Source organism: Rhodococcus globerulus (assembly GCF_019334125.1).
Taxonomy (GTDB): Bacteria; Actinomycetota; Actinomycetes; order Mycobacteriales; family Mycobacteriaceae; genus Rhodococcus_F; species Rhodococcus_F globerula.
Genome location: NZ_CP079698.1, coordinates 1,283,051 through 1,309,967, shown reverse-complemented (window position 1 = coordinate 1,309,967; position 26,917 = coordinate 1,283,051). Strand labels below are relative to the sequence as shown.

Below are 26,917 nucleotides of genomic sequence, written 5' to 3'. Positions count from 1 at the left end.
CGGGTTCCGCCTCTTGCATTTTGCGAGCTCGGATACGGACGTGGCTACGCATTCGGCGGCTGCGGAGACCCAACAGGGTGGCACTATTGTGAAACGCTTCGATGTCAGGCAACAGCCCACTCGAGTTTCGGACGTAGAGCTGTTTCCTCTCTCCGCCGCGCAGCGTGCGACCTGGTTTGCGCAGCAACTCGAGCCGAAGGTGCCGATTTCGATAGCGCACTACGTCGAGTTGCGGGGAGCTCTCGATGTCGACCTGCTGCGCAGGGAAACCCGGACGGTCGCGCGGGAGTTTCAGTCGCCCTTGCTCAAAGTGCTCGCGGTCGACGGCCAGCCGATGCAGTACGTGGACAACTCGATGGAGATCCCGGTCGAGCTCATCGATTTCCGTGACTACGACGATCCGATGGTCGCTGCACACGAGTGGATGCAGCGGGATTATCAGACCACTCTTGATCTCGGAATTGATCGACTGGTCGAGACCTCGGTGCTCTGCGTGGGTGAGCTGCACTATTTGTGGTACAGCCGAATTCATCATGTCGCACTCGACGGATTTGGTGCGATGACGCTTATGAATCGTATTGCGCACCGATATTCGGCAGCAGTCTCCGGGAGTGAGCCGGATCCGAATCGCGCTGCGCCACTACGCAAGCTGTACGACATCGACAGTCGCTACCGGTCGTCGGATCGGTTTGCCGCCGATCGCGAGTACTGGGCGGAGAGGAACTCAGGCGGTACCGGTTCAGCCTTGGCGGCCGGGCACGAACCGGCAGTCGCTGCGAGCAAACTCCAGAGCGCTGTGCTGTCAGGGGAATCGTCTGCCGAACTCCTGGAATCCGAAGGTCAGGCGGCTACGATCATCGGAGCGCTGGCCTGCTTTTTGGCACGTCTCACTGCGAAAGGCACTGTCCTGGTGCAAGTTCCGATGTCAGGCCGGACGACGGCGGTACTGCGTGAGTCCGGCGGAATGATGGTCAATGTTGCGCCGCTGTCCATCTCGGTCGACGAAGGGGGTACCGTCGCCGAACTGGCGTCCCGGGTTCAGCGTGAATTGATGGGTGCACTAAGGCATCAGCGCTGCAGCCTCGAAGACATTCGCCGCGACATCGGTGTCAGTACAAATGGTGTCAGTACAAATGGTGTGAGCAGTGATGACGCATTGGCCGGGCCGATGGTCAACGTCATGATGTTCCGACAAGAAGTTCAGCTCGGGGCGATGGTGGGTGAATACCACATCGTCACCTCGGGGCCAGTGGAAGATCTCCTGGTCAACGTGTATCCGAGCGCGGATCAACTGTTCGTCGACTTCCGGGCGAATCCGAACAGGTACGCGGATTCGGTGTTGCGTACGCATCACGGGCAGTTCGTCGAACTGCTGGAAGAACTGATCGCGGCGGCTCCGGATGTGCAGCTTGCGACCATTCACGACCGCTCCTTCCGCACCGGTGTCAAACTGCGCCGTGAAGCAGAGCAACTCGAGTACTGGAAGAACCAGCTCGCGGGGATGCCCGAACTGCTGAGTCTCCCGTCCGACCGAATTCGACCCGCGGCGCAGTCGTTGAACGGCGATCGGGTTGACGTTCGGATCAGCGCTGACACACATCAGCACCTGATCGCGCTGGCTCAGGAACACAACACCACAATGTTCGAGGTGCTGCACGCTGGGTTCGCGCTCTTGACGAGCCGCCTGTCCGGTGCGCTCGATGTGGCGGTCGGGACGCCGGTGTCGGCAGGATCGAACTTCGTCGTGTTGCGCAGCCAGGTGGAACCGGACAAGTCCTTCACGCGACTGTTGGGCCACGTTGTCGAGGTCGACGCGGAAGCGTTCGAGCGCGCCGATATACCGTTTGATCGGTTGGTGGGGGAGCTGGAGGTCAGTGAATCCCCTGCGTATTCGCCTGTTGTTCAAGTGTTGTTCGAGAGCGGCCTCGAGCGCGGCCTCGAGACCGGCCTCGAAACCGGCACTGCCGCGGAGGGGACTGGCAACGGTATCGGCGGATTCGACCTTCGGGTATCTGCGGAAGAAACGTTCAGCGACGACGCCGCACCGTCCGGCATCAATGTGACGCTGGGGTTTGCCACCGATCTGTTCGATGCCGACACTGTGACTCGTCTCGGAATTCGATACCGAACAATTCTGGAGGCGGTCACCGCCGACCCTGAGACGGTAGTCGGTGACATAGGCATTCTCTCCGAGGACGAACGGGGAGCGCTCCTTCCGGTCCAGGCCGCGCCGGGACGTTCGCAGCGCACCCTGCCGGAGTTGTTCGATGCGGCGGCGCGGGCGCATCCCGACGGTATCGCGCTGTCGTATCAGGGCGCCTCGGTAACCTATCGAGAACTCGACGAACGTTCGAACCAGTTGGCGCGCGTGTTGGCTGCCCGCGGCATCGGATCGGAAGATCGTGTGGCGCTGGGTATGACACGCTCGGTGGAGTCGATCCTGGCCATGCTCGCCGTGGCAAAGTCCGGTGCGGCATTTGTTCCCGTGGATCCGACGTATCCGACTGAACGAATTCAACACATGCTGATGGACTCCGGCGCTGTCGTGGGGTTGACAGTTTCCGCTGAGCAATCGTCATTGCCGAATTCGATTCCGTGGATGACTCTCGATGACAACACCTTTCGCGGTCATTGCGCGGCGATGCCGATTTCGGCAGTCACCGACGCCGAGCGAGCGCGACCACTTCGCCGCGAGAATCCGGCGTACGTGGTCTACACCTCGGGTTCCACGGGGCGACCGAAAGGCGTGTCGGTCACCCACACTGGACTGGACGGCTTTGCTGCTGAGCAACTTTCACGGTTCGGTGCTACACCGAACTCTCGAACGCTGCATTTCTCGACCCCGAGCTTCGACGCGTCGATCTTCGAGTATCTTCAGGCGTTCGGGGCCGCAGCCACAATGGTGATCGCTCCGCGCACGATCTACGGCGGCGAGGAGTTGGCCCGCTTCCTGAAAACCGAACGGGTCACCCACGGATTCATCACCACCGCCGCACTCGGATCAACACCCGCCGACGGCCTTCCCGACTTTCAGGATGTTGTGTTCGGCGGTGAGGCATGCCCGCCGGAGCTGGTGCAGCGGTGGTCTCCTGGTCGCAGGTTGTGCAATGCCTACGGGCCGACCGAGGCGACAATCATGGCGAATATCAGTACGCCGATGTCGCCGGCGGGACCGATCACACTGGGTGGCCCGCTTCGCGGGTGCGTCGAAGTTGTCCTCGATTCGAGGTTGAATCCCGTCCCGGACGGTGTTGCCGGTGAGCTCTATATTTCCGGTGAGGCCCTCGCTCGCGGGTATCACGGAAAACCGGCATTGACCACAGAACGGTTTGTGGCCAGCCCCTTTGGCCATCCTGGTGACCGGATGTACCGGACTGGAGATGTGGTGCGCCGCCGCGGCGGCACGCTCGAATACGTCGGGCGCAGCGACTTCCAGGTGAAGGTCCGCGGGTTCCGCATCGAACTGGGTGAAATCGATACTCTTCTGCTAGCTCATCCGCGGGTGCGGACTGCTGTAACCGTGGCACGAACCGCGCCGTCAGGCGATACGGTGCTCGTCTCGTATGTTGTGCCTGCCGACGGGCAGGTGCTGTCGCCCGCCGACCTGACGGAATACGTGGGGGAACATCTGCCCACGTATATGGTGCCGGCGGCGATCGTGTTGCGCGACGAGTTGCCGATGACGCCGGTGGGGAAGCTTGATCGTGCGGCGTTGCCAGCGCCACAATTTCTGCGCGGCGCCGGCGAGTTCCGTGCTCCGCTCGACCCGCTGGAGCAGGTTGTTGCACAGATCTTCTCCGATGTCCTCGGGGTTGAACGGATTGGACTGGGCGACAGCTTCTTTGATCTCGGCGGAAACTCCCTTGTGGCAACAAGGCTGATCGCTCGGGTCAACGCGGCCGAGGGGGTCGACCTTGGTGTACGGAGTCTGTTCGAGGCTCCCACCGTTGACGCGCTGGCGGTGGAAATTCGCGGTGCGCGGACCGCCGCTCGCTCCGGCCGTCCGAATCTGAACGCGCAACCTCGTCCCAGCAGAGTCGCTGTTTCGCTTGCGCAACAACGTATGTGGTTCGTCAATCAGTTCGACGTATCGTCGGCCGCGTACAACATTCCGATGGTGGTGCGGCTGGCAGGAACGTTGGATGTAGATGCGCTCCGGGCCGCAATGACAGACGTGATCAACCGCCACGAGTCGCTCCGCACCATGTATCCGGCGTCGGTGGACGGTCCTCTTCAAGCTATTGTTCCGCCGGCGCAGGTGATCCCGGAGTTGATTCCGCTTGTCGCCGTCACGCGCTCCACGTTGGATGCGCGGATTTCCGAACTTGCCGGTCGGGGTTTCGACGTGAGTGCCGATGTGCCCGTTCGCAGTGCGTTGTTTCGGATCAGTCCCGATGAGCATGTCCTGGTTCTTGTGGTACACCACATTTCGGCGGACGGAGCGTCACTGGCACCGCTCGCCCGCGACCTCACGGCGGCATACGCGGCGCGAGCGGCGAAGCAGGATCCGAATTGGCTCCCACTACCGGTGCAGTACGCGGACTACAGCCTGTGGCAACAGGGTGTTCTCGGCCTCGACGACGATCCGGGCAGCGTCATGTCCGCACAATTGGGGTACTGGAAGTCGACGCTGTCCGGCGTCCCCGCCGCTATCGACTTACCGCTGGATCGGCCGCGGCCGGCGCAGCGATCGCTGCGCGGTGAGACCGTCGAGTTCTCGGTTCCCGCGGAATTGCACAGTGAAGTCCTCGAACTTGCGCGCCGGCACAACGCCACAGTGTTCATGGTGATGCATGCTGTGCTTGCGGTGATGTCGGCGCGGCTGAGCGCATCGGCAGACATAGCAATCGGGACACCGACAGGAGGTCGTGGTGAGGAGGCACTCGACGACCTGGTCGGGATGTTCGTCAACACACTGGTGCTGCGGACGGCCGTACATTCTGCCGCGACCTTCGAACAAGTACTGGCCGGCGTCCGTGAGGTGGATTTGGCGGCGTTCGGCCACACGGAGGTGCCCTTCGAGAGTGTCGTCGAAGCATTGGCGCCGGAACGCTCGACATCGCAATCACCGCTCTTCCAGATCTTGCTGGAGTTCCAGAACACGGTCGCGCCCCACCTGGAACTCCCGGGCCTCACAGTGGACGTCGTACCGGTCGATTCCGGCGTCGCCAAATTCGATCTGCAGTTGACGCTTGCGGAACGCCGTGACGACATGGGGTCGGCAGCAGGCTTTGCGGCGTCGTTCACGTACGCGTCGGACATCTTCGATCGGGACACGGTCGCAGGCTTCGGGGAGCAGTTCGTTCGAATTCTGAGCGCTGTAGTAGCGGATTCGAACACCCCTGTCGGTGATGTAGACGTGGTCGATTCGCGTGAGCGCGACGTGGTTGTGGGGGTGTGGAACGAGACGGATCGACCGATTCCGTCGGTGACGTTGGCTGATCTGTTCGATGGGCAGGTTTTGCGGACACCGAATGCGCCAGCTGTTGTGTTCGACGGAACGGTGCTGTCGTATCGGGAGTTCGGTGAGCGGGTGAATCGGCTGGCCCGATTCCTGATTTCGGTGGGTGTTGGTCCGGAATCGCGAGTGGGTGTCGCTATTTCTCGTTCGGTGGAGTTGTTGGTATCGGTGTATGCCGTGCTCGAAGCAGGTGGGGCGTATGTCGCGATCGATCCGGGCCAGCCACCGGACCGGGTGGGGTTTGTGGTGGGCGCCGCGGATCCCGTGGTGGTGCTGACAACTTCGGGTGAAGGTTCGGTATTGCCCGCCAGTGTGTTCGTCGTCGAGTTGGATCATGTTGATGTGAGTGAGTTTTCGAGTTCACCGGTGACAGATTGTGACCGGCTGACTCCACTGCGGCCGGAACATGCGGCGTATGTCATGTTCACGTCGGGATCGACGGGTCGGCCGAAAGGTGTTGTGGTTCCGCACGCGGGAGTAGTCAACCGCCTGCTGTGGATGCAGGATCGCTACCCTTTGGACGCCAGTGACGTGGTGCTACAGAAAACGCCGGCGACGTTCGACGTCTCGGTGTGGGAGTTGCTGTGGCCGTTGCAGGTTGGTGCGCGGTTGGTCATCGCAGAACCGGGTGGGCATCGTGATCCGGCATATCTTGCGGGCGTGATTGTCGACCAGTCGGTGACAGTGGTGCATTTTGTGCCATCGATGTTGGAGGTGTTTGTTGCCGAGGCGTCGGCGGCGCGGTGTTCAGGTATCCGGCGAGTGTTTGTATCGGGTGAGGCGCTGCCGCCGGGGACTGCGCGGCGGATGCGTGAGTTGATTCCCAGTGCCGGGCTACACAACTTGTACGGTCCGACGGAGGCGTCGGTGGATGTGACGTCCCACGAGGTCAGCGATGTCGACACGACAGTAGTGCCCATCGGTGCGCCGGTGTGGAACACCACGGTGTACGTGCTGGACGGGCGCTTGCATCCGGTGCCGGTGGGGGTTGTGGGCGAGTTGTATCTCGGTGGTGTGCAGTTGGCTCGGGGGTATTTGGGGCGGGCTGATTTGACGGCGGATCGGTTTGTGGCGGATCCGTTCGGGGCACCGGGTGAGCGGTTGTATCGGACTGGGGATCTGGTGCGTTGGGTGCGGAGTGGTATTGCGGGGTCGAGCGGAGTGAGGGGGAATGTTGCTGCTTTGGGTGAGTTGGAGTACGTCGGGCGTAGTGATTTCCAGGTGAAGTTGCGTGGTCAGCGGGTAGAACTCGGAGAGGTCGAGGCAACGCTGGCCCGGTGCGACGGGGTAGCGCAGGCGGTAGTGGTACTGCGGTCGGGGGTCGCGGGCGATTATCTCGCCGGGTTTGTGGTTCCCCAGCCAGGGGCGACAGTTGACGAGCGAGTGATCTTGGAGCGGGCCGCCGCCGAGCTTCCGGGGTTCATGGTGCCGTCAGTGCTGGCGGTGATGGACGAGTTGCCGGTGACGGCAAATGGAAAGCTGGATCGGAAAGCGCTGCCGGAAACAGATTTCGAAGCCGGTGCTGCCGGATATCTTGCACCGCGCAATCCGATCGAGGACATTGTCGCCACTGTATTTGCGGATCTACTCGGAGTCGCGAAAGTAGGTACGCACGACAATTTCTTCGACCTCGGAGGGAACTCGCTGATCGCCACGAGGTTGGTCGCAAGGATCAATGCCGTGGTCGGGGACAGGATAGGAGTGCGGGACGTATTCGACGCTCCGACCGTCGCGGATTTGGCGGCATTGGCGCAGTCGAATGACGGTGTGGAATCCAGACCGCCGCTGAAGCCGCGGGGTGGTACTGCGGAAGTCCCACTGTCGCTGGCGCAACAGCGGATGTGGTTTGTCAATCAGTTCGACACGTCGTCGTCGGCGTACAACGTCGCGTTTGCGTTGAGGTTGGACGGCGCGCTCGATATCAGTGCGCTGCAGGCAGCTTTTGGTGACGTCGTCGAACGACATGAGGCAGTGCGCACAATCTTCCCGCTCGCCGATGACGGCCCACACCAAGTGGTCGTGCCTACCGCGAGTGCAGTGCCTGACCTTGATCCCATCGCAGTGTCCGGTGACGCAGAGCTTCGCGAGAAGTGCGTGCAGGTGCTGGCCGAAGGCTTCGACGTGACAGAGCAGGTCCCGCTGCGTGCCGCTCTGTTCCGGCTCGAAGGAAAGGCGGCTTCTCATGTCCTGGCAGTCGTGGTGCACCACATTGCTGCCGACGGTTTCTCGATGGCGCCGCTGGCCCGAGATGTCATGGGCGCGTATTCGTCACGTGTGCTGGGTTCGGCACCGGACTGGGCACCACTCGAGGTTCAGTACGCCGACTACACGTTGTGGCAACGCGAGTGGCTGGGTTCGGAATCCGATGAGCAGTCGCTGATGTCGACGCAGCTGGCGTATTGGAGCAACACGCTCTCTGACCTGCCCGAGGTGTTGGAGATTCCCACCGCCCGTCCGCGTCCCGCTGTTCGTTCGCTTCGCGGCGGACACGTCCCGTTTTCGATAGATCCCGAGGTTCATGCGGGCGTGGTGGCGCTGTCGCGGGAATACAACGTCACGGTGTTCATGGTTGTGCACGCGGTGTTGGCGGCAATGTTGGCGCGGTTGACTGATTCCGACGATATCGCCGTCGGCACACCGATCGCGGGTCGTGGTGAGAGGGAGCTCGACGACGTCGTGGGCATGTTCGTCAACACGCTTGTCCTGCGCACCACGATCGACACGGGCGCGACATTCGCCGAATTGCTCCACACCGTCCGGGAAGCTGATCTGGGTGCATTCACGCACGCGGAAGTTCCCTTCGAACGTGTTGTGGAAGTGGTGAATCCGTCACGGTCGACCGCGCATTCTCCGCTCTTCCAGGTCATGCTGGAGTTCCAGGACATCGAGCGTCCGACCTTGGAACTTCCCGATCTGCAGGTGAGCAGTGTCGATGTCGAGATCGACACCACCAATTTCGATCTGCAATTGACAGTGTCGGAACGCGTGGACGCCGACGGTAACCCAGGCGGCATGGATGCAAAGTTCGGTTATGCCACAGACCTTTTCGACAGTGATTCTGCCTTGACGTTTGCGCGGCGGCTGCAGCGAATCCTCGTCAGTGTCACCGCTGATCCATATGCAAGGGTCGGAGATATCGATATCCTCGACGCTGGTGAACGTGACGACCTGACCCCGGTTCGAGGTAAGGAGGGAGTGGACCCGCACACGGTGCCGGATCTGTTGGCAGCCGCAACCGGTCACGATCCGAATGCTGTTGCGCTGATCTATGACACGCGTGAGGTCAAGTACCACGAACTCGACAAACGCTCGAATCAATTGGCCCGCATGCTGATCGAGTACGGTATCGGGCCCGAGAACGTAGTTGCACTATGCGTGTCGCGATCCGTCGAGTCCATTCTGGCGCTGTGGGCTGTGGCCAAGACGGGTGCCGCGTTCCTTCCGGTCGATCCACATCATCCCTCTGCGCGGATCGAATACATGCTCACCGACTCCAGCGCAGTGTGGGGCGTGACCGGGGCGGCGCACCACGCCACCCTTCCCGCTGTCGTGCCCTGGTTGGTACTGGATGAACCGGGCTTCGACGAACGACTGTCGTCCTACCCGTCGTCGGGGATCAGCGATGAGGAGCGGACATCGACGATTCGGATCGATAATCCGGCGTACTTGATCTATACCTCCGGGTCGACCGGCACACCCAAGGGCGTCGTTACGACACACCGCGGTCTGCACAGCTTTGCCGTTCAGGAGCGCGAAACATTCGGAACCACAACGCAGTCGCGGACACTGCACTTTGCGTCGCCCAGCTTTGACGCATCGATCCTCGAATTGTTGTTGGCGACCGGTGCCGGCGCCACGATGGTGATTGCGCCGCCGTCCGTGTACGGCGGAACCGCTTTGGCGGAACTGCTCGAATCCGAGCGGGTCACGCATTGTTTTGTCACTCCGGCGGCACTGGCGTCGGTTGAACCGGCAGGTCTGTCTTCGCTCGAATGCGTGGTGACGGGTGGGGAGGCTTGCCCGCCCGAACTGGTGGCACGATGGGCGCCGGGTCGGCGGATGTTCAACGCCTACGGACCGACCGAGACGACAGTAGTATCGAGTATCAGTGCGCCCCTTGCGCCCTCGGACCCGGTCACCATCGGTGCTCCCACGCGCGGTTTCACTGAAGTTGTTCTCGATACGCGGCTTCAGCCGGTACCGGTGGGTGTTGCCGGCGAGTTGTATCTTGCCGGTCCGGCTCTTGCACGTGGTTATCACGAGCGGTTCCGCCTGAGCGCCGAACGTTTTGTCGCCGACCCCTTCGGCCCGGGCGGAACGCGTATGTACCGCACCGGCGATCGGGTGCGGTGGTCGTCAGATGGGCAATTGGAGTACCTCGGGCGCACTGATTCACAAGTGAAGATTCGTGGTTTCCGCATCGAACTCGGCGAAGTCGAATCGGCGCTCACTGCGCACGAGGACGTGGCTCAGGCCGTTACCGACGTATGGAACGGTGACGGCAGCGGCGACCGGTTGATCGGTTACGTGGTGCCCGAACCTGGCGCGATAATCGACTCGAAAGAAGTTCTCGACGTCGCCGCTGGGCGACTGGCGTCGTACATGGTCCCGGCGACGCTGGTGATACTCGGATCTCTTCCCCTCACGGTTCACGGGAAACTTGACCGCGCGGCGTTGCCGGAGCCTGACTTCTCGGCCGCGGCGAGACCGGATCGACCACCGCGAACCGAGACCGAGGCGTTGCTTGCCGGACTGTTCAGCGAGGTACTCGGACTGGAATCGGTGGGCGTTCACGATTCTTTCTTCGCGCTCGGCGGGGACAGCATCATGTCCATCCAATTGGTAGCCCGCGCAAAGGCTGCCGGTGTGATCCTGAGTCCCCGAGACGTTTTTGATCACAGAACCGTTGCAGCGCTTGCCGAATCGGCGCGTTTCGACGGTGACGACGCGGATGCCCTCGACGAGTTGCCCGGTGGCGGTGTCGGTTTCCTGCCCGTTACCCCGGTCGCGTCGTGGATGCTCGAACGCAGCGGCGGCCAACTCGACCGATTCTCTCAAGCCTTGCTGCTGGCAGCGCCCGCCGGCCTCACGCAGAGCGTTCTTGCTCTCGCAGTCCAGGAAGTGCTGGACCACCACGACATACTTCGGGCGCGTCTGATCGTGGACAACAGTGCACACCGGGATATGGCAAGACCTGGCATGGAGGTGCTGCCGCCAGGTTCGATCACGGCGGACACGGTGATCAGTCGGGTGCTCGTCGACACGGTTGACGGGGATAATTTTGCCGCCTTGGCCGCCGCGGAACTCGAGGCCGCTGCCGACCTTTTGGATCCGGCCACCGGCGGCCTGCTGCGCATTGTCTGGTTCGACGCCCCGAATGCCAACGGCCGACTCCTTGTGGTGATTCATCACCTCGCGGTAGACGGCGTCTCGTGGCGCATCCTCGTCGCGGATCTTGCGTCGGCAGTGGGACAAGTCCAGGCCGGTGAAACGCCTTCTCTCGCGCCCGTGGGTACGTCGATGCGTCGCTGGTCTCATGGCCTGCGCGAACGCGACCGCAGCAGTGAAATCGACCTGTGGACGAGCATCCTGGACGGCCCCGATCCGTTGATCGGGTCGCGTCCACTCGATCCCACTATCGACGTCGACGCGAGTGTTGGCACTGTCACCGTCGACGTGCCGCCCGCCGTTACACGTAGTCTGCTCACCACATTGCCGACGGCTGTTCACGGAAGCGTTGGCGACGGGTTGCTTGCTGCCGCGGCGCTGGCTCTCGTCAGTTGGCGGCGTCAACAGGGCACTGTTGCGGCAGACGCGCTGATCACACTCGAGGGACACGGCCGCGAGGAAAATGCAGTCCCCGGCGCGGAGCTTTCCCGCACCGTCGGATGGTTCACCACCGTGTATCCGGTGCGGCTGAGTCTCGCCGGGATCGATGTCGACGATGCGCTGGCCGGTGGTCGTGCCGCCGGGCAGTCGGTCAAAGCCGTCAAGGAGCAGTTGCGTGCGATCCCGGATCACGGCATCGGCTACGGAATGCTGCGATACCTCGGTGTCGAGGGAGCGTCGCTTAGCCAATATGGTTCTCCTCAAGTCAGTTTCAACTATCTGGGACGAGTGAGCACCTCCGACGGAACGCAAGACTGGCTACCGGTCGCGGGCAGCAGAGAGCTCGGTGGGACGCAGAACCACACCATGCCGGTCGCGTCCGTGATCGACATCAACGCTGCCGTCGAGGACGGTCCGGACGGTCCGCATCTGACCGCGACGTTCACCTACCCGACCGGTGTGATCAACGAGGACGAAGTCGCGGTGTTTGCCGATCTGTGGCGTCGTGGCCTCGAAGGCCTTGCTACTTACACGTCACTGCCGGGAGCGGGTGGGCTCACCCCGTCCGATGTTCCACTTGTGTCGGTGAGCCAGCAGCAGATCGAATCTTGGGAGGAGCGATTCCCCACAGTGCGCGACGTGTGGTCGCTCTCGCCGCTGCAGGAGGGGTTGCTCTTTCACGCCGCGGTGGCCGCAGAAACCGTGGACGTATATACCGCACAGCTGTGCATCGAGTTGGAAGGTTCCGTCGATGCGGGGCGCCTGCGTTCCGCTGCAGCAGGTTTGATGGCCCGTCACCCGAATCTGCGTACCGCGTTCGTCTACGGAAGCGACGGTGCTGCCGCTCAAGTGGTTGTCGACGACGTGGAGATTCCGTGGCAGGAGGTGGATCTGACCGGATACGGATCGGCCGCCGACGAGGAATTGCGACGCTACCTCGACGCGGATCGCAGTGCCCGGTTCAATCTCGACTCACCTCCGTTGCTGCGTCTGACTCTGCTGCGAACTGCACCCGATCGATCAGTGCTTGCGGTGACAAACCATCACATCATCCTCGACGGTTGGTCGATGCCCTTGCTGGTGCGCGAGCTTCTGACGCGGTACGCCGCCGACGGAACCCCGGTGGATCTGCCGGAGTCTGCTTCGTACCGCAATTATCTGACCTGGTTGGCACATCGGGATTCCGAAGCGTCAGCACAGGCGTGGGAACGTGCGCTGCGCGGTGTCACCGAGCCGACGATGCTGGCGCCTTCCGCGCCTGGCGGGCACCGGGCTGTGCCGGCCGAGGTCGACATCGACCTGCCCGCTTCGGTGCTCGATGCCCTGACTGCCACGGCCCAGCGCAGCGGGGTCACGATGAACACAGTGATTCAGGCTGCGTGGGGTGTTCTACTGTCCCGCTTACTCTCTCGTGATGACATAGTATTCGGCGCCACTGTCTCGGGGCGATCACCGGAACTGCCCGGTGTGGAAAACATGCTGGGGTTGTTCATCAACACGTTGCCCGTGCGAATGCAGGTTGATCCTGACGAGACCTGCGCACAGTTGCTGGTTCGGATGCAGGAGGAGCAGGCCGCTCTTCTCGATCATCACGAGGTGGGGCTCGGTGAGATTCAGGCCCGCGTCGGTGTGGGCAACCTGTTCGACACGCTGTCGGTATTCGAGTCGTACCCTGTCGACACATCAGGGCTCGATGATGACGTGGACATCGCCGGTATGCGGGTGACGGGGTTGGATGCTCGCGACGCGACGCACTACCCGCTGACCGTGCTCTCGATCCTCGAACCCCGGTTGCGTCTGAGCCTGCGCTATCAACCATCGATCTTCGGCTCCGCGACAGTCCACCTGTACGCCGATCGGTTGACGAGGATTCTCGAAACGATTGCTCTCGACGACTCAACACCGGTCGCTGAAGTCGACATCTTTGCCGACGGTGAGCGGGAGTTGGTGCTGGATGAGTGGAATGCGACGGAGCATCGCGTGCCCGCTGCGACCTTGGTGGATCTATTCGACGCACAGGTGGCACGCACTCCGGACGCTGGTGCGGTGGTGATAGATGGCTCAGTGTTGACGTACGCGGAGTTCGATGCGCGCGTGAACCGACTAGCGCGGCTGCTGATCGGTGCAGGCGTGGGTCCGGAGTCGCGGGTGGGTGTTGCGGTGTCTCGGTCGCTGGAGATGCTGGTCGCAATCTACGCCGTGGGGAAGGCAGGCGGGGCGTACGTCCCGATCGACCCCGATCAACCTGCGGAGCGCGTCGCATATGTGGTGGGAGCGGTCGATCCGGTGCTGGTGCTCTCCACTGCTGCCGAGCGGGCTGTGCTGCCCGGGGCCATGACGGTCGTGGAGCTGGATCATGTTGACGTATCGGAGTTCTCGCCGGACACAGTACTCGAGTGCGAGCGGATTTCGCCGCTGCGACCGGAGCATCCGGCGTATGTGATGTTCACATCGGGATCGACGGGCCGGCCGAAGGGTGTGGTGGTTCCACACGAGGGTGTGGTGAATCGGTTGCTGTGGATGCAGGATCGGTATCCATTGGACGCCGGTGACGTGGTGCTACAGAAGACGCCGGCGACGTTCGACGTATCGGTGTGGGAGTTGTTCTGGCCGTTGCAGGTTGGTGCTCGACTGGTGATCGCCGAACCTGGTGGGCATCGTGATCCGGTGTATCTGGACCGGGTGATCCGCGACGAGTCGGTGACGACGGTGCATTTTGTGCCGTCGATGTTGGAGGCGTTTCTCGCCGGCGCAGATGTCGGCGGTTGTGACACGCTGAGGCGGGTGTTTACCAGTGGTGAGGCGCTGGCAGCATCGACGGCGGCGCGTCTGCTGAGGTGCAGTGATGCAGAATTGCACAACTTGTACGGTCCGACAGAGGCGTCGGTGGACGTGACGTCCCACGAGGTCAGCGATGTCGACACGACAGTAGTGCCCATCGGTGCGCCGGTGTGGAACACCACGGTGTGCGTGCTGGACGGGCGCTTGCGTCCGGTTCCGGTGGGTGTTGTGGGTGAGTTGTATCTCGGTGGTGTGCAGTTGGCTCAGGGGTATCAGGGGCGGGCTGATTTGACGGCGGATCGGTTTGTGGCGGATCCGTTCGGGGCACCGGGTGAGCGGTTGTATCGGACCGGGGATCTGGTGCGGTGGGTGCGGAGTGGTATTGCGGGGTCGAGCGGAGTGAGGGGGAATGTTGCTGCTTTGGGTGAGTTGGAGTACGTCGGGCGCAGTGATTTTCAGGTGAAGTTGCGGGGTCAGCGCATCGAATTGGGGGAGATCGAGGCAGTATTGGCGCGCCAGGAGGGGGTTGCGCAGGCGGTGGTGGTTCTCCGAAGCGGCGAAGCCGGCGATTTCCTGGCTGCCTATGTTGTTGCCGCGCAGGGTATAACACTGGTCGAACGAGAAGTGCTCGACGCGGCAGCACAGGATCTACCTGCGTACATGGTGCCGTCGGTGGTGACGGTGCTTGCGGCGCTACCGGTGACCGGGAACGGCAAGCTGGACCGAAAAGCCCTGCCGGAACCGGAATTTGCCGCAGTGGTGTATAGAGCTCCGAGCACACTGGCACAGGAAGTGGTTGCGCAGGCATTTGCCGACGTGATCGGCGTTGATCGCGTCGGCGCCGACGACAGTTTCTTTGCACTCGGCGGCGATTCGCTCAGTGCTACCCGAGCAGTGGGACGGATCAACAGTGCGTTGAACACCGAATTGGGCGTGGCCGGGTTGTTCGACACACCAGTGGTTTCCGCGCTTGCTGCCAGGCTCGAGTCGACTGCACGAACCGAACTCACCCAACCCGCACTCGCGGCGCGGGCGAGGCCCGATCGAATCCCGTTGTCCCTTGCCCAGGCTCGGATGTGGTTCGTCAACCAGTTCGACACGTCCTCGTCGGCTTACAACATCCCGGTTGTCCTGCAGTTGGACGGCGCACTGGATGTGGAGGCTCTGCGTGCGGCGCTGGGCGATGTGCTGGACCGGCATGAGTCCTTGCGTACAGTGTTCCCGGGTTCGGCGGACGGACCGCGTCAGCTGATACTCGAATCCTCGGATGTCGCGCCGGATCTTCGTCCGATTCCCGCACTCGATCAGGAACTTCACGATGTGATCGAGGGCTTCATCGGCACGGGATTCGACGTCACCACGGATCTTCCGATCCGAGTGCAGTTGCTGCGACTGGCTCCCGAGCGGCACGTTCTTGCCATTGTCGCTCACCACATCTCGGCTGACGGATTCTCGATGACACCGCTTGCCCGGGATGTCATGCTCGCGTACACCGCTCGCGCGCAAGACCAGAGGCCCCAGTGGGCGCCGTTGTCCGTGCAGTACGCCGACTACAGCCTATGGCAGCGGGAGGTTCTGGGCACGGAGCAACAATCGGAGTCGGTGGTCGCCGATCAGCTCGAATACTGGACCGCAGCGTTGGAAGGGATCCCCGAGGTCCTGCCGTTGCCCTTGGATCGCCCGAGGCCGATTCAGCGGTCCACCGAAGGTTCCGTGATCCCGTTCGACATTCCTCTCAGCGTGCATCGTGAACTGGTCGAGATTGCGCATCAGAGTAATTCGACGTTGTTCATGGTGATGCACGCAGCGCTGGCAGCGCTGTTGGCACGGTTGTCTGGCTCGGGTGACGTTGCGGTGGGGACGCCGGTCGCAGGCCGGGGTGAAGCATTGCTCGACGACGTGGTGGGGATGTTCGTCAATACGCTGGTGCTTCGAACCCCGGTATCGCCGGGATCTTCCTTTGCAGACGTGCTGAGTGTGGTGCGATCAGTGGATCTCGGGGCGTTCGGGCATGCGGATATCCCCTTCGAGAGGCTGGTGGACGAGCTTGCACCAGAACGGTCTACGTCGCATACGCCTCTGTTTCAGGTGGTCATCGAATTCCAGAACGCCAGCCACCTGCGACTCGAACTACCTGAGTTGACTGTCCGCGAACTCGACGTGGATCTGGACGTGGCAAAATTCGACTTGCAACTCAGTCTCATCGAGCGGGTCGACGAGCACGGGTCGCCGGCCGGGATCAGCGCCGGGTTCCGCTATGCGAGTGACGTTTTCGATCAGGAATCGATTCAACGTATGGCAGAGCGATTTGAGCGTGTGATCGCAACCGTGGCCGAGGACCCCTCGGTTGCGGTAGGTGATATCGACATACTGCTGCCGACAGAACGCGAGCGTGTGCTCCTGGACCCGAACCGCCGGGGCGTTGATGTCGGACCGATGTCACTGGTGGATCTGTTCGATCAGTCGGTGGCGTCGGCGGGTGATGCGGTTGCGGTGAGCTGCGACGGCAATGCGGTGACGTACCGCGAACTCGACGAGCGGGCGAACCGACTCGCGAGGCTGTTGGTGGCGCGGGGAGTGGGCGCGGAAACTCTGGTAGCCGTGGCTATGACGCGATCTGTCGATCTTGTTGTGGCACTGCTAGCTGTGGTGAAAGCGGGTGCGGGCTACCTCCCGGTGGACGTGGCTTCTCCGGCGCAGCGACTGGAATTCCTGTTGAGTGATGCCGCGCCGGCCTGCGCTCTCACCACAATCGAAGACTGCGGCGCATTGGAGTCTTCGATTGTCCCCATGATCGTGGTGGACAGCGACGATACTGTGACTGCGCTGCAACAGTTTTCGCCTCTTCCGGTCACGGATGCCGACCGCCTGCGTCCGTTGCATCCCGATTCGGTGGCGTATGTGATCTATACGTCGGGCTCTACCGGACGGCCGAAGGGCGTGCAGGTAGCGCACTGCAACGTGGTCACATTGCTGGCAAACACCCAGGCGCTGTACAAATTCGGCGAAAATGATGTATGGACGATGTTCCATTCCGCCGCGTTCGATTTCTCGGTCTGGGAAATGTGGGGTGCCCTTGCCCACGGTGGCCGCCTGGTGTTGGTCGACTACTTCACTGCCCGCTCACCGGAGGCGTTCCTCGAACTCCTGCAGCGCGAACGCGTCACCGTGCTCAATCAGACCCCGACGGCCTTCTATCAACTGGCGCAGGCAGACCGCCTGGCCGGCGAACCCGACTTGTCGTTGCGGTACGTGATCTTCGGCGGGGAAGCCCTCGATTTCGCGCAGTTGGAACGCTGGTACTCGCGACGCGGCGACACCGCCCCGACTTTGGTCAACATGTACGGCATCACGGAAACGACGGTGCATGTCAGCTACCTACCTCTGGATCACGACCTTGTGCGCGACGTATCCGCATCGGTGATCGGCCCGGCATTGCCCGGCCTCCGCGTTTACGTGCTCGATGATCGGCTGCATCCGGTGCCACCGGGCGTGGCCGGCGAGATGTACGTCTCAGGCACGCAGATCACCCGTGGTTATCTCGGTCGGTTCGGACTCACGTCGGCACGATTTGTGCCGGACCCCTTCACACCTGGGGCGCGTATGTACCGGTCCGGCGACCTGGCGCGATGGAATGCGCATGGCCAGTTGGAGTATCTCGGCCGCAACGATCAACAGGTGCAGGTGAAGGGTTATCGGATCGAACTCGGCGAGGTCGAGTCGGCATTGCTCGCCGGCGCTGGGGTGACGCAGGCTGCGGCGGTGGCACGCGGTGACCGGTTGGTGGGCTACGTTGTGCCGGAAGCCGGCGCGGTGATCGACCCGGTTGCGCTACTCGATCAGGCCGCGGAGGGTTTGGCATCTCACATGGTGCCGTCGGTTGTCGTGGTCCTGGATCAACTGCCCCTGACCGGGAATGGGAAGCTCGACCGAAAAGCTCTGCCGGAACCAGACTTCGGGCAACAGGTGCGGGTGAGTCGAGCTGCGGGTTCCGAGAACGAACGCATTCTCGTCGACCTGTTTGCCGAAGTTCTGGGACTAGGCACAGTAGGCGTCGACGATTCGTTCTTCACCTTGGGCGGCGACAGCATCATGTCGATCCAGTTGGTGACCCGTGCCAAAGCAGCCGGAGTTCTGATCACACCGCGAGACGTGTTCGAGCGTAAAACCGTTGCGGCGCTGGCCCAGACAGCGCGAACGAGTGGCGACGAAGTTGTTCTGGACGAACTGCCAGGCGGCGGTGTCGGCGAGATCGCGTTGACCCCGATCGCGGCGTGGATGTTCGAGCGTGGCGGCGATTTCCGCCGATACTCGCAGTCTGCACTCTTCACGGTTCCGGGGAACATGGATGAAGACACTCTGACGACGGCCGTGCAGGTAGTCCTGGACCGGCACGACGTTTTGCGGTCGCGGCTACACCACACCGAGCACGGCTATTCACTAGAGGTGATGGGCCAAGGTTCGGTGAAGGCATCCGCGGTGGTTCGGCGGGTTCCGACCGCCCCTGAAGCAACCACGGCCACGGATACAGCGAGGGAACTTGATGCGGCAGTGGGGCGGTTGGACCCGGAGTCGGGTGTCATGGTGCAGATTGTGTGGCTCGACGCCGGTCCGGATCGAGAGGGCCGCTTGTTGTTTGCCGTCCATCATCTGGTGATGGACGGCGTGTCCTGGCGAATATTGATCCCCGACCTTGCCTTTGCTTGTGCTCAGGTTCAGGCCGGTGTCGAGCCGGCCCCAGCGCCGGTGGGAACGTCGATGCGCCGGTGGTCGCATGCACTGGTCGACGCCGCCCACGATCCGCACCGCGCTGGTGAACTCGACTTCTGGCGACAGACACTCACAGGTCCCGATCCAGCGCTGGGTACACGGGCACTGACACCGCGGGACACCGGAGCCAGCGTCGCGGATATCGAGGTGCGAGTGCCCATTGCGTTGACCGAGAGCCTGCTCGTGGCGGTGCCGCAGGCATTTCACGGCAGTGTTGCCGACGGATTGTTGACTGCGCTGAGCCTGGCATTGATCCGGTGGCGTCGTGACCGCGGTATCGCACATGCGGACGCATTGCTCAATCTCGAAGGTCACGGCCGCGAAGAGCACGTCGTACCCGGTGCAGATCTTGCCCGCACTATCGGATGGTTCACGACGATCTTCCCGGTTCGTCTCGATCTGAACGGCGTGGATCTAGACGACGCGTATGCCGGCGGTCCGTCCATGGGCAATGCGATCAAGACGGTGAAGGAACAGCTTCGCGCAATTCCCGAGCGCGGCATCGGTTTTGGGTTGCTCCGATATCTGAACAGTGAAACGGCCAGTCAGCTTTCTCCGCTACCCGATCCGCAGATCAGCTTCAACTACCACGGACGGCTAGGCAGTGCCGGCATGGACAGTTCAGCGGGCTGGGCGCCGATTGACGATGGTGCACTACGCGACGCGACAACGGCAGACCTGCCGCTGGCTGTTGTCGTCGATATCAATGCGATGGCTATCGAGACCGACGACGGTACGGTGCTGAGCTCTACCTGGACGTATCCTCCCGGCGTGCTCACCAGCGAAGACGCACAACAACTTACCCAGCTGTGGTTGGAAGCGCTTGCTGCGCTCGGTGCGTACGCGGCATCGAGTGGTGGGTTCACCCCGTCCGACTTCGATCTTGTCGACCTTCGACAGGATGCGATCGAAGACCTCGAAAGGCGTTGCGCGGACCTGGCTGACGTCTGGCCACTCTCGCCGTTGCAATCGGGGCTCCTCTTCCACGCCGAACTGGCAGACGAGTCCGGCCAGGATCTCGAGTCAGCCCACAACCACGAATCTGTCGACGCCTACCTGGTGCAAGTGGCGCTAGACCTTGTAGGCGACGTGGATTCCGATCGGTTGCACCGTGCCGCCGCCACGCTGCTCGACAGGCATGCCAACCTTCGCACCGCTTTTCTGCACGACGTGGACGGACAGGCCGTGCAGGTCGTTGGGCGCCAAGTGCCACCTCCGTGGCGCGAGGTTGATCTCACGTCCGGTGGCGAGCAGAACCTCGAACAGGTTCTGGCGCAGGACAGGTCGACGCCCTTCGACATGACACAACCGCCACTGATCCGGTTCACACTGATCAAGATCACAGCGAGTACGTACACGCTGGTGATCACCAACCATCACATCCTGCTCGACGGCTGGTCGATGCCCTTGCTGGTCAAAGAACTGTTGACGTTGTATGCCGTCGACAGTGACGCGTCGGCACTGCCACGCACCCGCGGGTACCGCGACTACCTCGACTGGATGAGTCGCCGCGATCACGGTGACTCGCGAGACGCCTGGGCCCGGGCTCTCTCCGGGGTGGACGGCCCAACCCTCCTCGCTCCCGTGGATCGGGCGCGTCGGCTGTCCACCGTGGCGGCGGAGTGGGAGTTCGATGTCGGTGAAAAGGGGACTACGCGTCTGCGCGATGTTGCGCGTTCGCGCGGACTGACAATCAACACGTTGGTGCAGGTGTCGTGGGGGATCGTGCTTGCCACGCTGACCGGTCGTGACGACGTGCTGTTCGGTGCCACAGTGTCGGGCCGGCCGCCCGAATTGGGTGGCATCGAAACGATGATCGGACTGTTCATCAACACACTTCCCGTTCGGATCAGTCTGCGCACCGACGAGACGCTGGGTGAATTGCTCGATCGGGTTCAGGTTGAGCAGGCAGCGTTGTTGGATCATCACTACCTCGGACTCGCGGAGATCCAGGACGTCGGTGGTCCGGAGATCGGATTCGATACGTTGACCGTGTTCGAGTCGTATCCGGTTGACCGCGAAGGATTGTCGACCGACACCGATATCGCCGGAATGAGAGTCACCGGTGTAGAGGCCAAGGACGCCGCTCACTATCCGCTGAGTCTGGTCGCGTCGGTCGACACCAAGTTGCACCTCAAATTCGAGTACCTTCCCGACGTTTTCGGTCCGAATGCAGTCGAATCCATGGCGCGGCGCCTGCATCAAGTGCTCGACGCGTGTGTTCGCCCAGACCTACCTCTGGCCGCCGTATCGTTGTTGACCGACAGCGAGCGCAGCGAACTGGTGCCGGTCCGTGGCTCCAGTGGCGGTTCGATTCGCACTTTGCCAGAGATCTTCGACGACGCCGCCACGCGTGATCCGGACGCGCTCGCCGTCGTGTCGGAGGACGGCGACATGAGCTTCGAGGAGTTGGACCGACGCTCGAATCGAGTTGCCCGATTGCTGATCTCGCGTGGCGTTGGCCCGGAGAACTCTGTGGCGGTGGGGATTTCGCGCTCTCTCGATTCGGTGCTGTCGATAGTGGCGGTGGCAAAAACCGGCGCCGCGTTTGTGCCGATCGATCCGAACTATCCGGACGAGCGCATCTCCCACATGCTCGCAGATTCGGGAGTGAGCCTGGGTGTCACCACTGCCGATCATCACGATCGTCTCCCGGGAACCGCGCGCTGGCTGGTTCTCGACCACCCCGATTTCGTGGGCGAATGCGAGGAACACTCCGGGGCGCCGGTGACAGATGCCGACCGAATCCGTCCGATCAGGATGGATAGCGCCGCGTACGTCGTGTACACCTCAGGGTCCACCGGCCTGCCCAAAGGTGTGGTGGTCACGCACCGGGGTCTCGACAACTTCGCCCGTGATCAGATCGACAGGTTCTCAGCGGGCCCCCGATCTCGAACCTTGCACTTCTCGACGCCGAGTTTCGACGGGTCGCTGTTCGAATATCTGCAGGCGTTCGGCGCCGGCGCGACGATGGTCATTGCGCCACCAGACGTCTACGGCGGTGAGGAACTCGCCCGTCTGTTGGCCGAGCAGGACGTCAGCCACGCTTTTATCACCACCGCGGCGCTGGCATCCCTCGATCCGGCTGGGCTCGAACATCTTTCGGACCTCGTGGTCGGCGGTGAGGCCTGCCCGCCCGACCTGGTCACTCGCTGGGCGCCAGGGCGTCGGTTGCACAACGCGTACGGGCCGACCGAAACGACGATCATGTCCAACATCAGCGCACCGATGGTGCCTGGCGACCGGATCACCATCGGTGGACCTATCCGTGGCGTGAGTGAACTCGTACTCGACGCTCGGCTGCAACCGGTGCCGGTGGGCGTGCCAGGCGAGCTCTACCTGGCCGGGGCCGGATTGGCGCGTGGATATCACCGGCGACCAGGGCTGAGCGCCGAACGTTTTGTTGCCAATCCCGCCGATCCGGGAGCGCGCATGTACCGCACCGGGGACATCGTGCGCTGGACTCCGGAGAAGCGCATCGAATACGTGGGTCGCAGTGACTTCCAGGTCAAGGTTCGTGGTTTCCGCATCGAACCTGGTGAAATCGACGGTGCCCTCATGGCGCAGCCCCAGGTCGGATTTTCGGCCACGATCGCTCACCGTGGCTCAGCTGGCGACACCCTGCTCGCGTCGTACGTCGTACCGACCGCTGGAGGTGCGCTCGACGGCGAGGTTCTCATGCGGGCGTTGTCCGCGAGCTTGCCCTCGCACATGGTTCCCTCCTCGATCACAGTGCTGGAGCGGATTCCGCTGACAGCAGTGGGCAAGCTCGACCGTTCAGCCTTGCCCATCCCCGACGCCCTGTCACGGACCAGGCCCTTCCGAGAGCCGACGGGGTTTGTTGCGCAATCAGTTGCGGAAGTGTTTGCCGATGTACTCGGCCTCGAACGGGTAGGTGGTGACGACGATTTCTTCGAACTCGGTGGCAATTCGCTCAGTGCAACTCGGGTCACAGCCAGGCTCCGGACTGTGCTCGGTGTTGACAGCGGAGTGCGGGATCTCTTCGAAGCGTCGACCGTCGACGGCCTGGCTTCGCGCATCGAGCAACTGCGTACAACTGAGCCACTGGGTACCGCAGAATCCGGGCGTGCACCCCTTGCTGGCCGCACCCGGCCGGGAGACATTCCACTCTCGTTCGCTCAACAGCGAATGTGGTTTGTCAATCAGCTCGATACCAGTTCTCCCGCATACAACATTCCGATCGTGGTCCGGTTGAGTGGCAAACTCGATGTGGCCGCGCTTGATTCGGCGGTGTCCGATCTGGTTGCCCGGCACGAGTCGCTGCGAACGATGTTTCCCATCCGCGGCGCTGCACCCGTCCAGCAGATACTCCCGACCGAGAATGCGGTGGAGACTCTGCTGCCTCACCGCGTTGCGGACGAGCACGAACTGCATGACGAGCTTGCCCGTCTGGTATCGGCGGGATTCGATGTCACCGCGCGTATTCCGTTGCGAGTCGCCCTGTTTGAGCTCACCGACACCGAACACGTTCTGGCCGTTGTGGTACATCATATTTCGGCCGACGGTTTCTCGATGTCCCCGCTTGTTCGGGACGTGATGACGGCGTATCAGGCGCGCACCAGCGGCGCCGCGCCGGACTGGGCGCCGTTGCCGGTGCAGTACGCAGATTACGCGTTGTGGCAACGAGAGGTACTCGGTGATGATGACGACCCGGAGTCGGTGATCGGAGAGCAGCTTGCCTACTGGCGCGACGCGCTGGCCGGTACCCCGGATCTTCTCGAACTGCCGCTCGATCGTGACCGGCCGGCGCAGCAGACCTTCCACGGCGCTCGTGTGCACTTCACTGTTGGACGTGACCTTCATCGCCGCATCCGGGAACTGTCGCGTCGGCATCAGTCCACCGAGTTCATGACCGTGCATGCTGCGCTCGCGATCCTGCTGGCGCGTCTCGGCAGCACTGACGATGTGGTGATCGGAACGCCCATCGCCGGCCGGGGGGATCGCGCTCTCGACGACCTGATCGGCATGTTTGTCGGCACGCTGGCTCTGCGAACGAAAGTCGAACCTGCGCACTCGTTCCGCGCGCTGGCAGCGCATTGCCGTGAAGTTGATCTCGGTGCCTTTGCCCATGCAGACGTCCCCTTCGAGCGAGTGGTCGACACGATCGGTCCGAGCAGGTCGACGGCGTATGCACCGATTGCCTCGGTGTCGCTCGAATTCCAGAACAACGATCGGCCGGTGCTGACACTGCCGGAGTTGGAAGTCGGAGGACTCGACCCCGAGCTCGACGTAGTCAAGGTAGACCTCGAATTCCTGCTGGCGGAGGAATTCGACGACGATGGTGCGCCGACGGGGATGAGCGGTGCCGTCGACTTCGCCACAGACCTCTTCGACACGGAGACCGTTGCCGGGTTTGCCGACATGTTCGTACGCATTCTGGAATCCGTCACCGAGAACCCGGACCTGCCGATCGGCGATATTCCGCTGCTGGGCGAGATGGATCGTCGCATGATGGTGCCGGCGCTCGGAGAGCCGGCAGTGCAACCTGAGTTGTGGCCCGAGTTGCTCACGACCGCCGCGGCGTTCGACCCGGATTCGGTGGCGTTGACCTACGAAGGTCGCCACGTCAGTTATCGCGAACTCGACGAATGGTCCAACAGAGTGGCCAGGGTCCTGCGAGCGCGTGGAGTTGGTCCGGAAACCTTTGTGGCATTGGGGATGCCGCGGTCGATCGAATCCGTCGTGTCGATCTGGTCGGTGACAAAGGCAGGAGCGGCGTTTGTGCCTGTCGATCCCGCATACCCGCGCGAGCGTATCGACTACATGCTCGCCGATTGCCGTGCTTCGGTCGGGCTCACAGTAGCGGGCAGTCGAGGTCGACTACCCGATACGGTTCCCTGGCTGGTACTTGACGACGTGGATTTTGCGGAGCGTGTGGCCGCGGAATCGGCGGACGAGGTCACCGATCGGGATCGTACGTGCCCGCTGCATCTCGAACATCCGGCCTATCTCATCTACACCTCGGGTTCGACCGGAAAGCCGAAGGGTGTCAACGTCACTCATCGCGGGTTGGCGAACCTTACCGCTGAAACGCGGGAACGATTCGACGTCACTCATGATTCGCGGGTATCGCAATTGGCTTCTCCGAGCTTCGACGCGTCTGTGTTCGAGTTGATGATGGCCTTCAGTGCGTCGGCGCGTGTGGTGATCGTTCCGCCCGCAGTGTTCGGCGGCAGTGAATTGGCCGACCTGCTTCGCGACGAGGAGGTCACCCATGCCACCATCACGCCTACGGCGCTGGCGGCATTGGGTGACAACGGCTTCGAGTCGCTGCACGTCCTCGATTTGGTTGGGGAGGCCTGCCCGCCAGATGTAGTTGCGCAATGGGCGCCAGGTCGTAGCCTGCACAACGGGTACGGACCGACGGAAACTACAGTTCAGGCCAGCGTCAGCGCACCGATGCGGCCAGGAGAAGGGGTGAACATCGGGGCGCCTGCGCTAGGTTTCGGCTTCCTTGTCCTCGACGAGCGACTGCAGCCCGTTCCGTTGGGTGTTCACGGCGAGTTGTACATCATCGGACCCGGTATGGCGCGCGGTTACCACAATCGAACCGTCCTCACCTCGGAACGGTTTGTCGCGTGCCCGTACGGTGAGCCGGGGCGCCGGATGTACCGAACCGGAGACGTGGTCCGGTGGCGCGAGTCGGCGAACGGCGGGACGGGAAATGGAGTTGGCCACACGCTCGAGTACATCGGACGTAGCGACTTCCAGGTCAAGGTTCGAGGGTTCCGTATCGAACTCGGCGAAATCGATGCCGTTCTCGTGCGTCATCCGTCGGTGGACTTTGCCGCCACCATCGGTCATACCGCTCCATCGGGTGACACCGTTCTCGCGTCGTACGTGCGAGCAGTGGACGGGCACCAGGTGGAGCCCGCAGACCTACGCGCCTTCACCGCGGAGCGGTTGCCGTCGCACATGGTGCCGTCTGCGGTGGTGGTACTCGATCGCATCCCGATGACGCCGGTGGGTAAGCTCGATCGAAAAGCCTTGCCTGCACCGGAATTCGGGTCGATCGGTGCCGAGTATCACGCACCGACCACTAAAACCGAACACGCCGTCGTGGACGCTTTTGTCGAGGTTCTCGGAGTAGATCGGGTGGGTACCGCCGACAGTTTCTTCGACTTGGGCGGCAATTCGCTCATCGCGACCAGAATAGTTACCGCCCTGCATGCCCGATTGGATCGCAGGATTCCGCTTCAATGGATGTTCCTCGACCCCACGCCGGCGGGGATCGCCAGGCGCCTCGATATCCCGACAGCGAGCAGCGACCTGGAAGAGGCTCTTGCCGTGGTGATTCCGCTACGCGCCGAGGGGGGCGGTAGGCCGTTGTTCTGCGTGCATCCCGGAATCGGATTGTCTTGGGGTTACGCGGGTTTGGTGCAGTACCTACCGCCAGATCGGCCCGTGTACGGGTTACAGTTGCCGACGATCAGCGACGACGGCGACTACCGGTCGATCGAACAACTCGCGAACCGCTATGTAGAGGAGATCGAGGCCATCGCGCCCAACGGTCCGTACGATTTGCTCGGCTGGTCGCTCGGCGGGGTCATCGCACACGCCATGGCTGTCGAACTTCAATTGTCGGGTCGTGAGGTCGCCACATTGGCTGTCATGGACAGTTATCCCGACAACGGTGAGGTGGCACCGCAGGGCGGACTCGATGTTCGAGATCTGTTGCGCGGACTCGGATTGGAGATCGAATCGGGAGGTGAGATGACTTTCGAACACGCCGCTGCACTGTTGGACGAGTCGCTCGGGACCGAGACCGGGATACGCGGAAAAGACCTCGAACGGATTGCCGCGGGATACGAGAACTCGCAGCGGATCGGTCATCAATTCGTCCCGCAAGTGTACGACGGGAACCTGCTGATCTTTCCGGCCACAGGTGATGGGGACAGTGATACTCGGGAGCGGTCACCGCAGGAATGGAAGCCGCTCGTGACCGGGAGGATCGACGAGATACCTGTCGACTGCTCCCATAACGAGATGATCGAACCGCAGGCCATGACCATCATCGGGCCGGCACTGGCACGCGCGCTTTCCGCTGATTCCTGA

The 26,917-nt window shown here is 62.4% G+C and carries 1 protein-coding gene; it reads left to right on the top strand.

The window, feature by feature from the left end:
* Window positions 1-40 precede the first annotated feature (40 nt).
* Window positions 41-26,917 carry a non-ribosomal peptide synthase/polyketide synthase gene (locus KYT97_RS05760; RefSeq protein ID WP_425332401.1) on the top strand — a complete coding sequence of 8,959 codons (26,877 nt, stop codon included), beginning with the start codon at window positions 41-43 and terminating at the stop codon, window positions 26,915-26,917.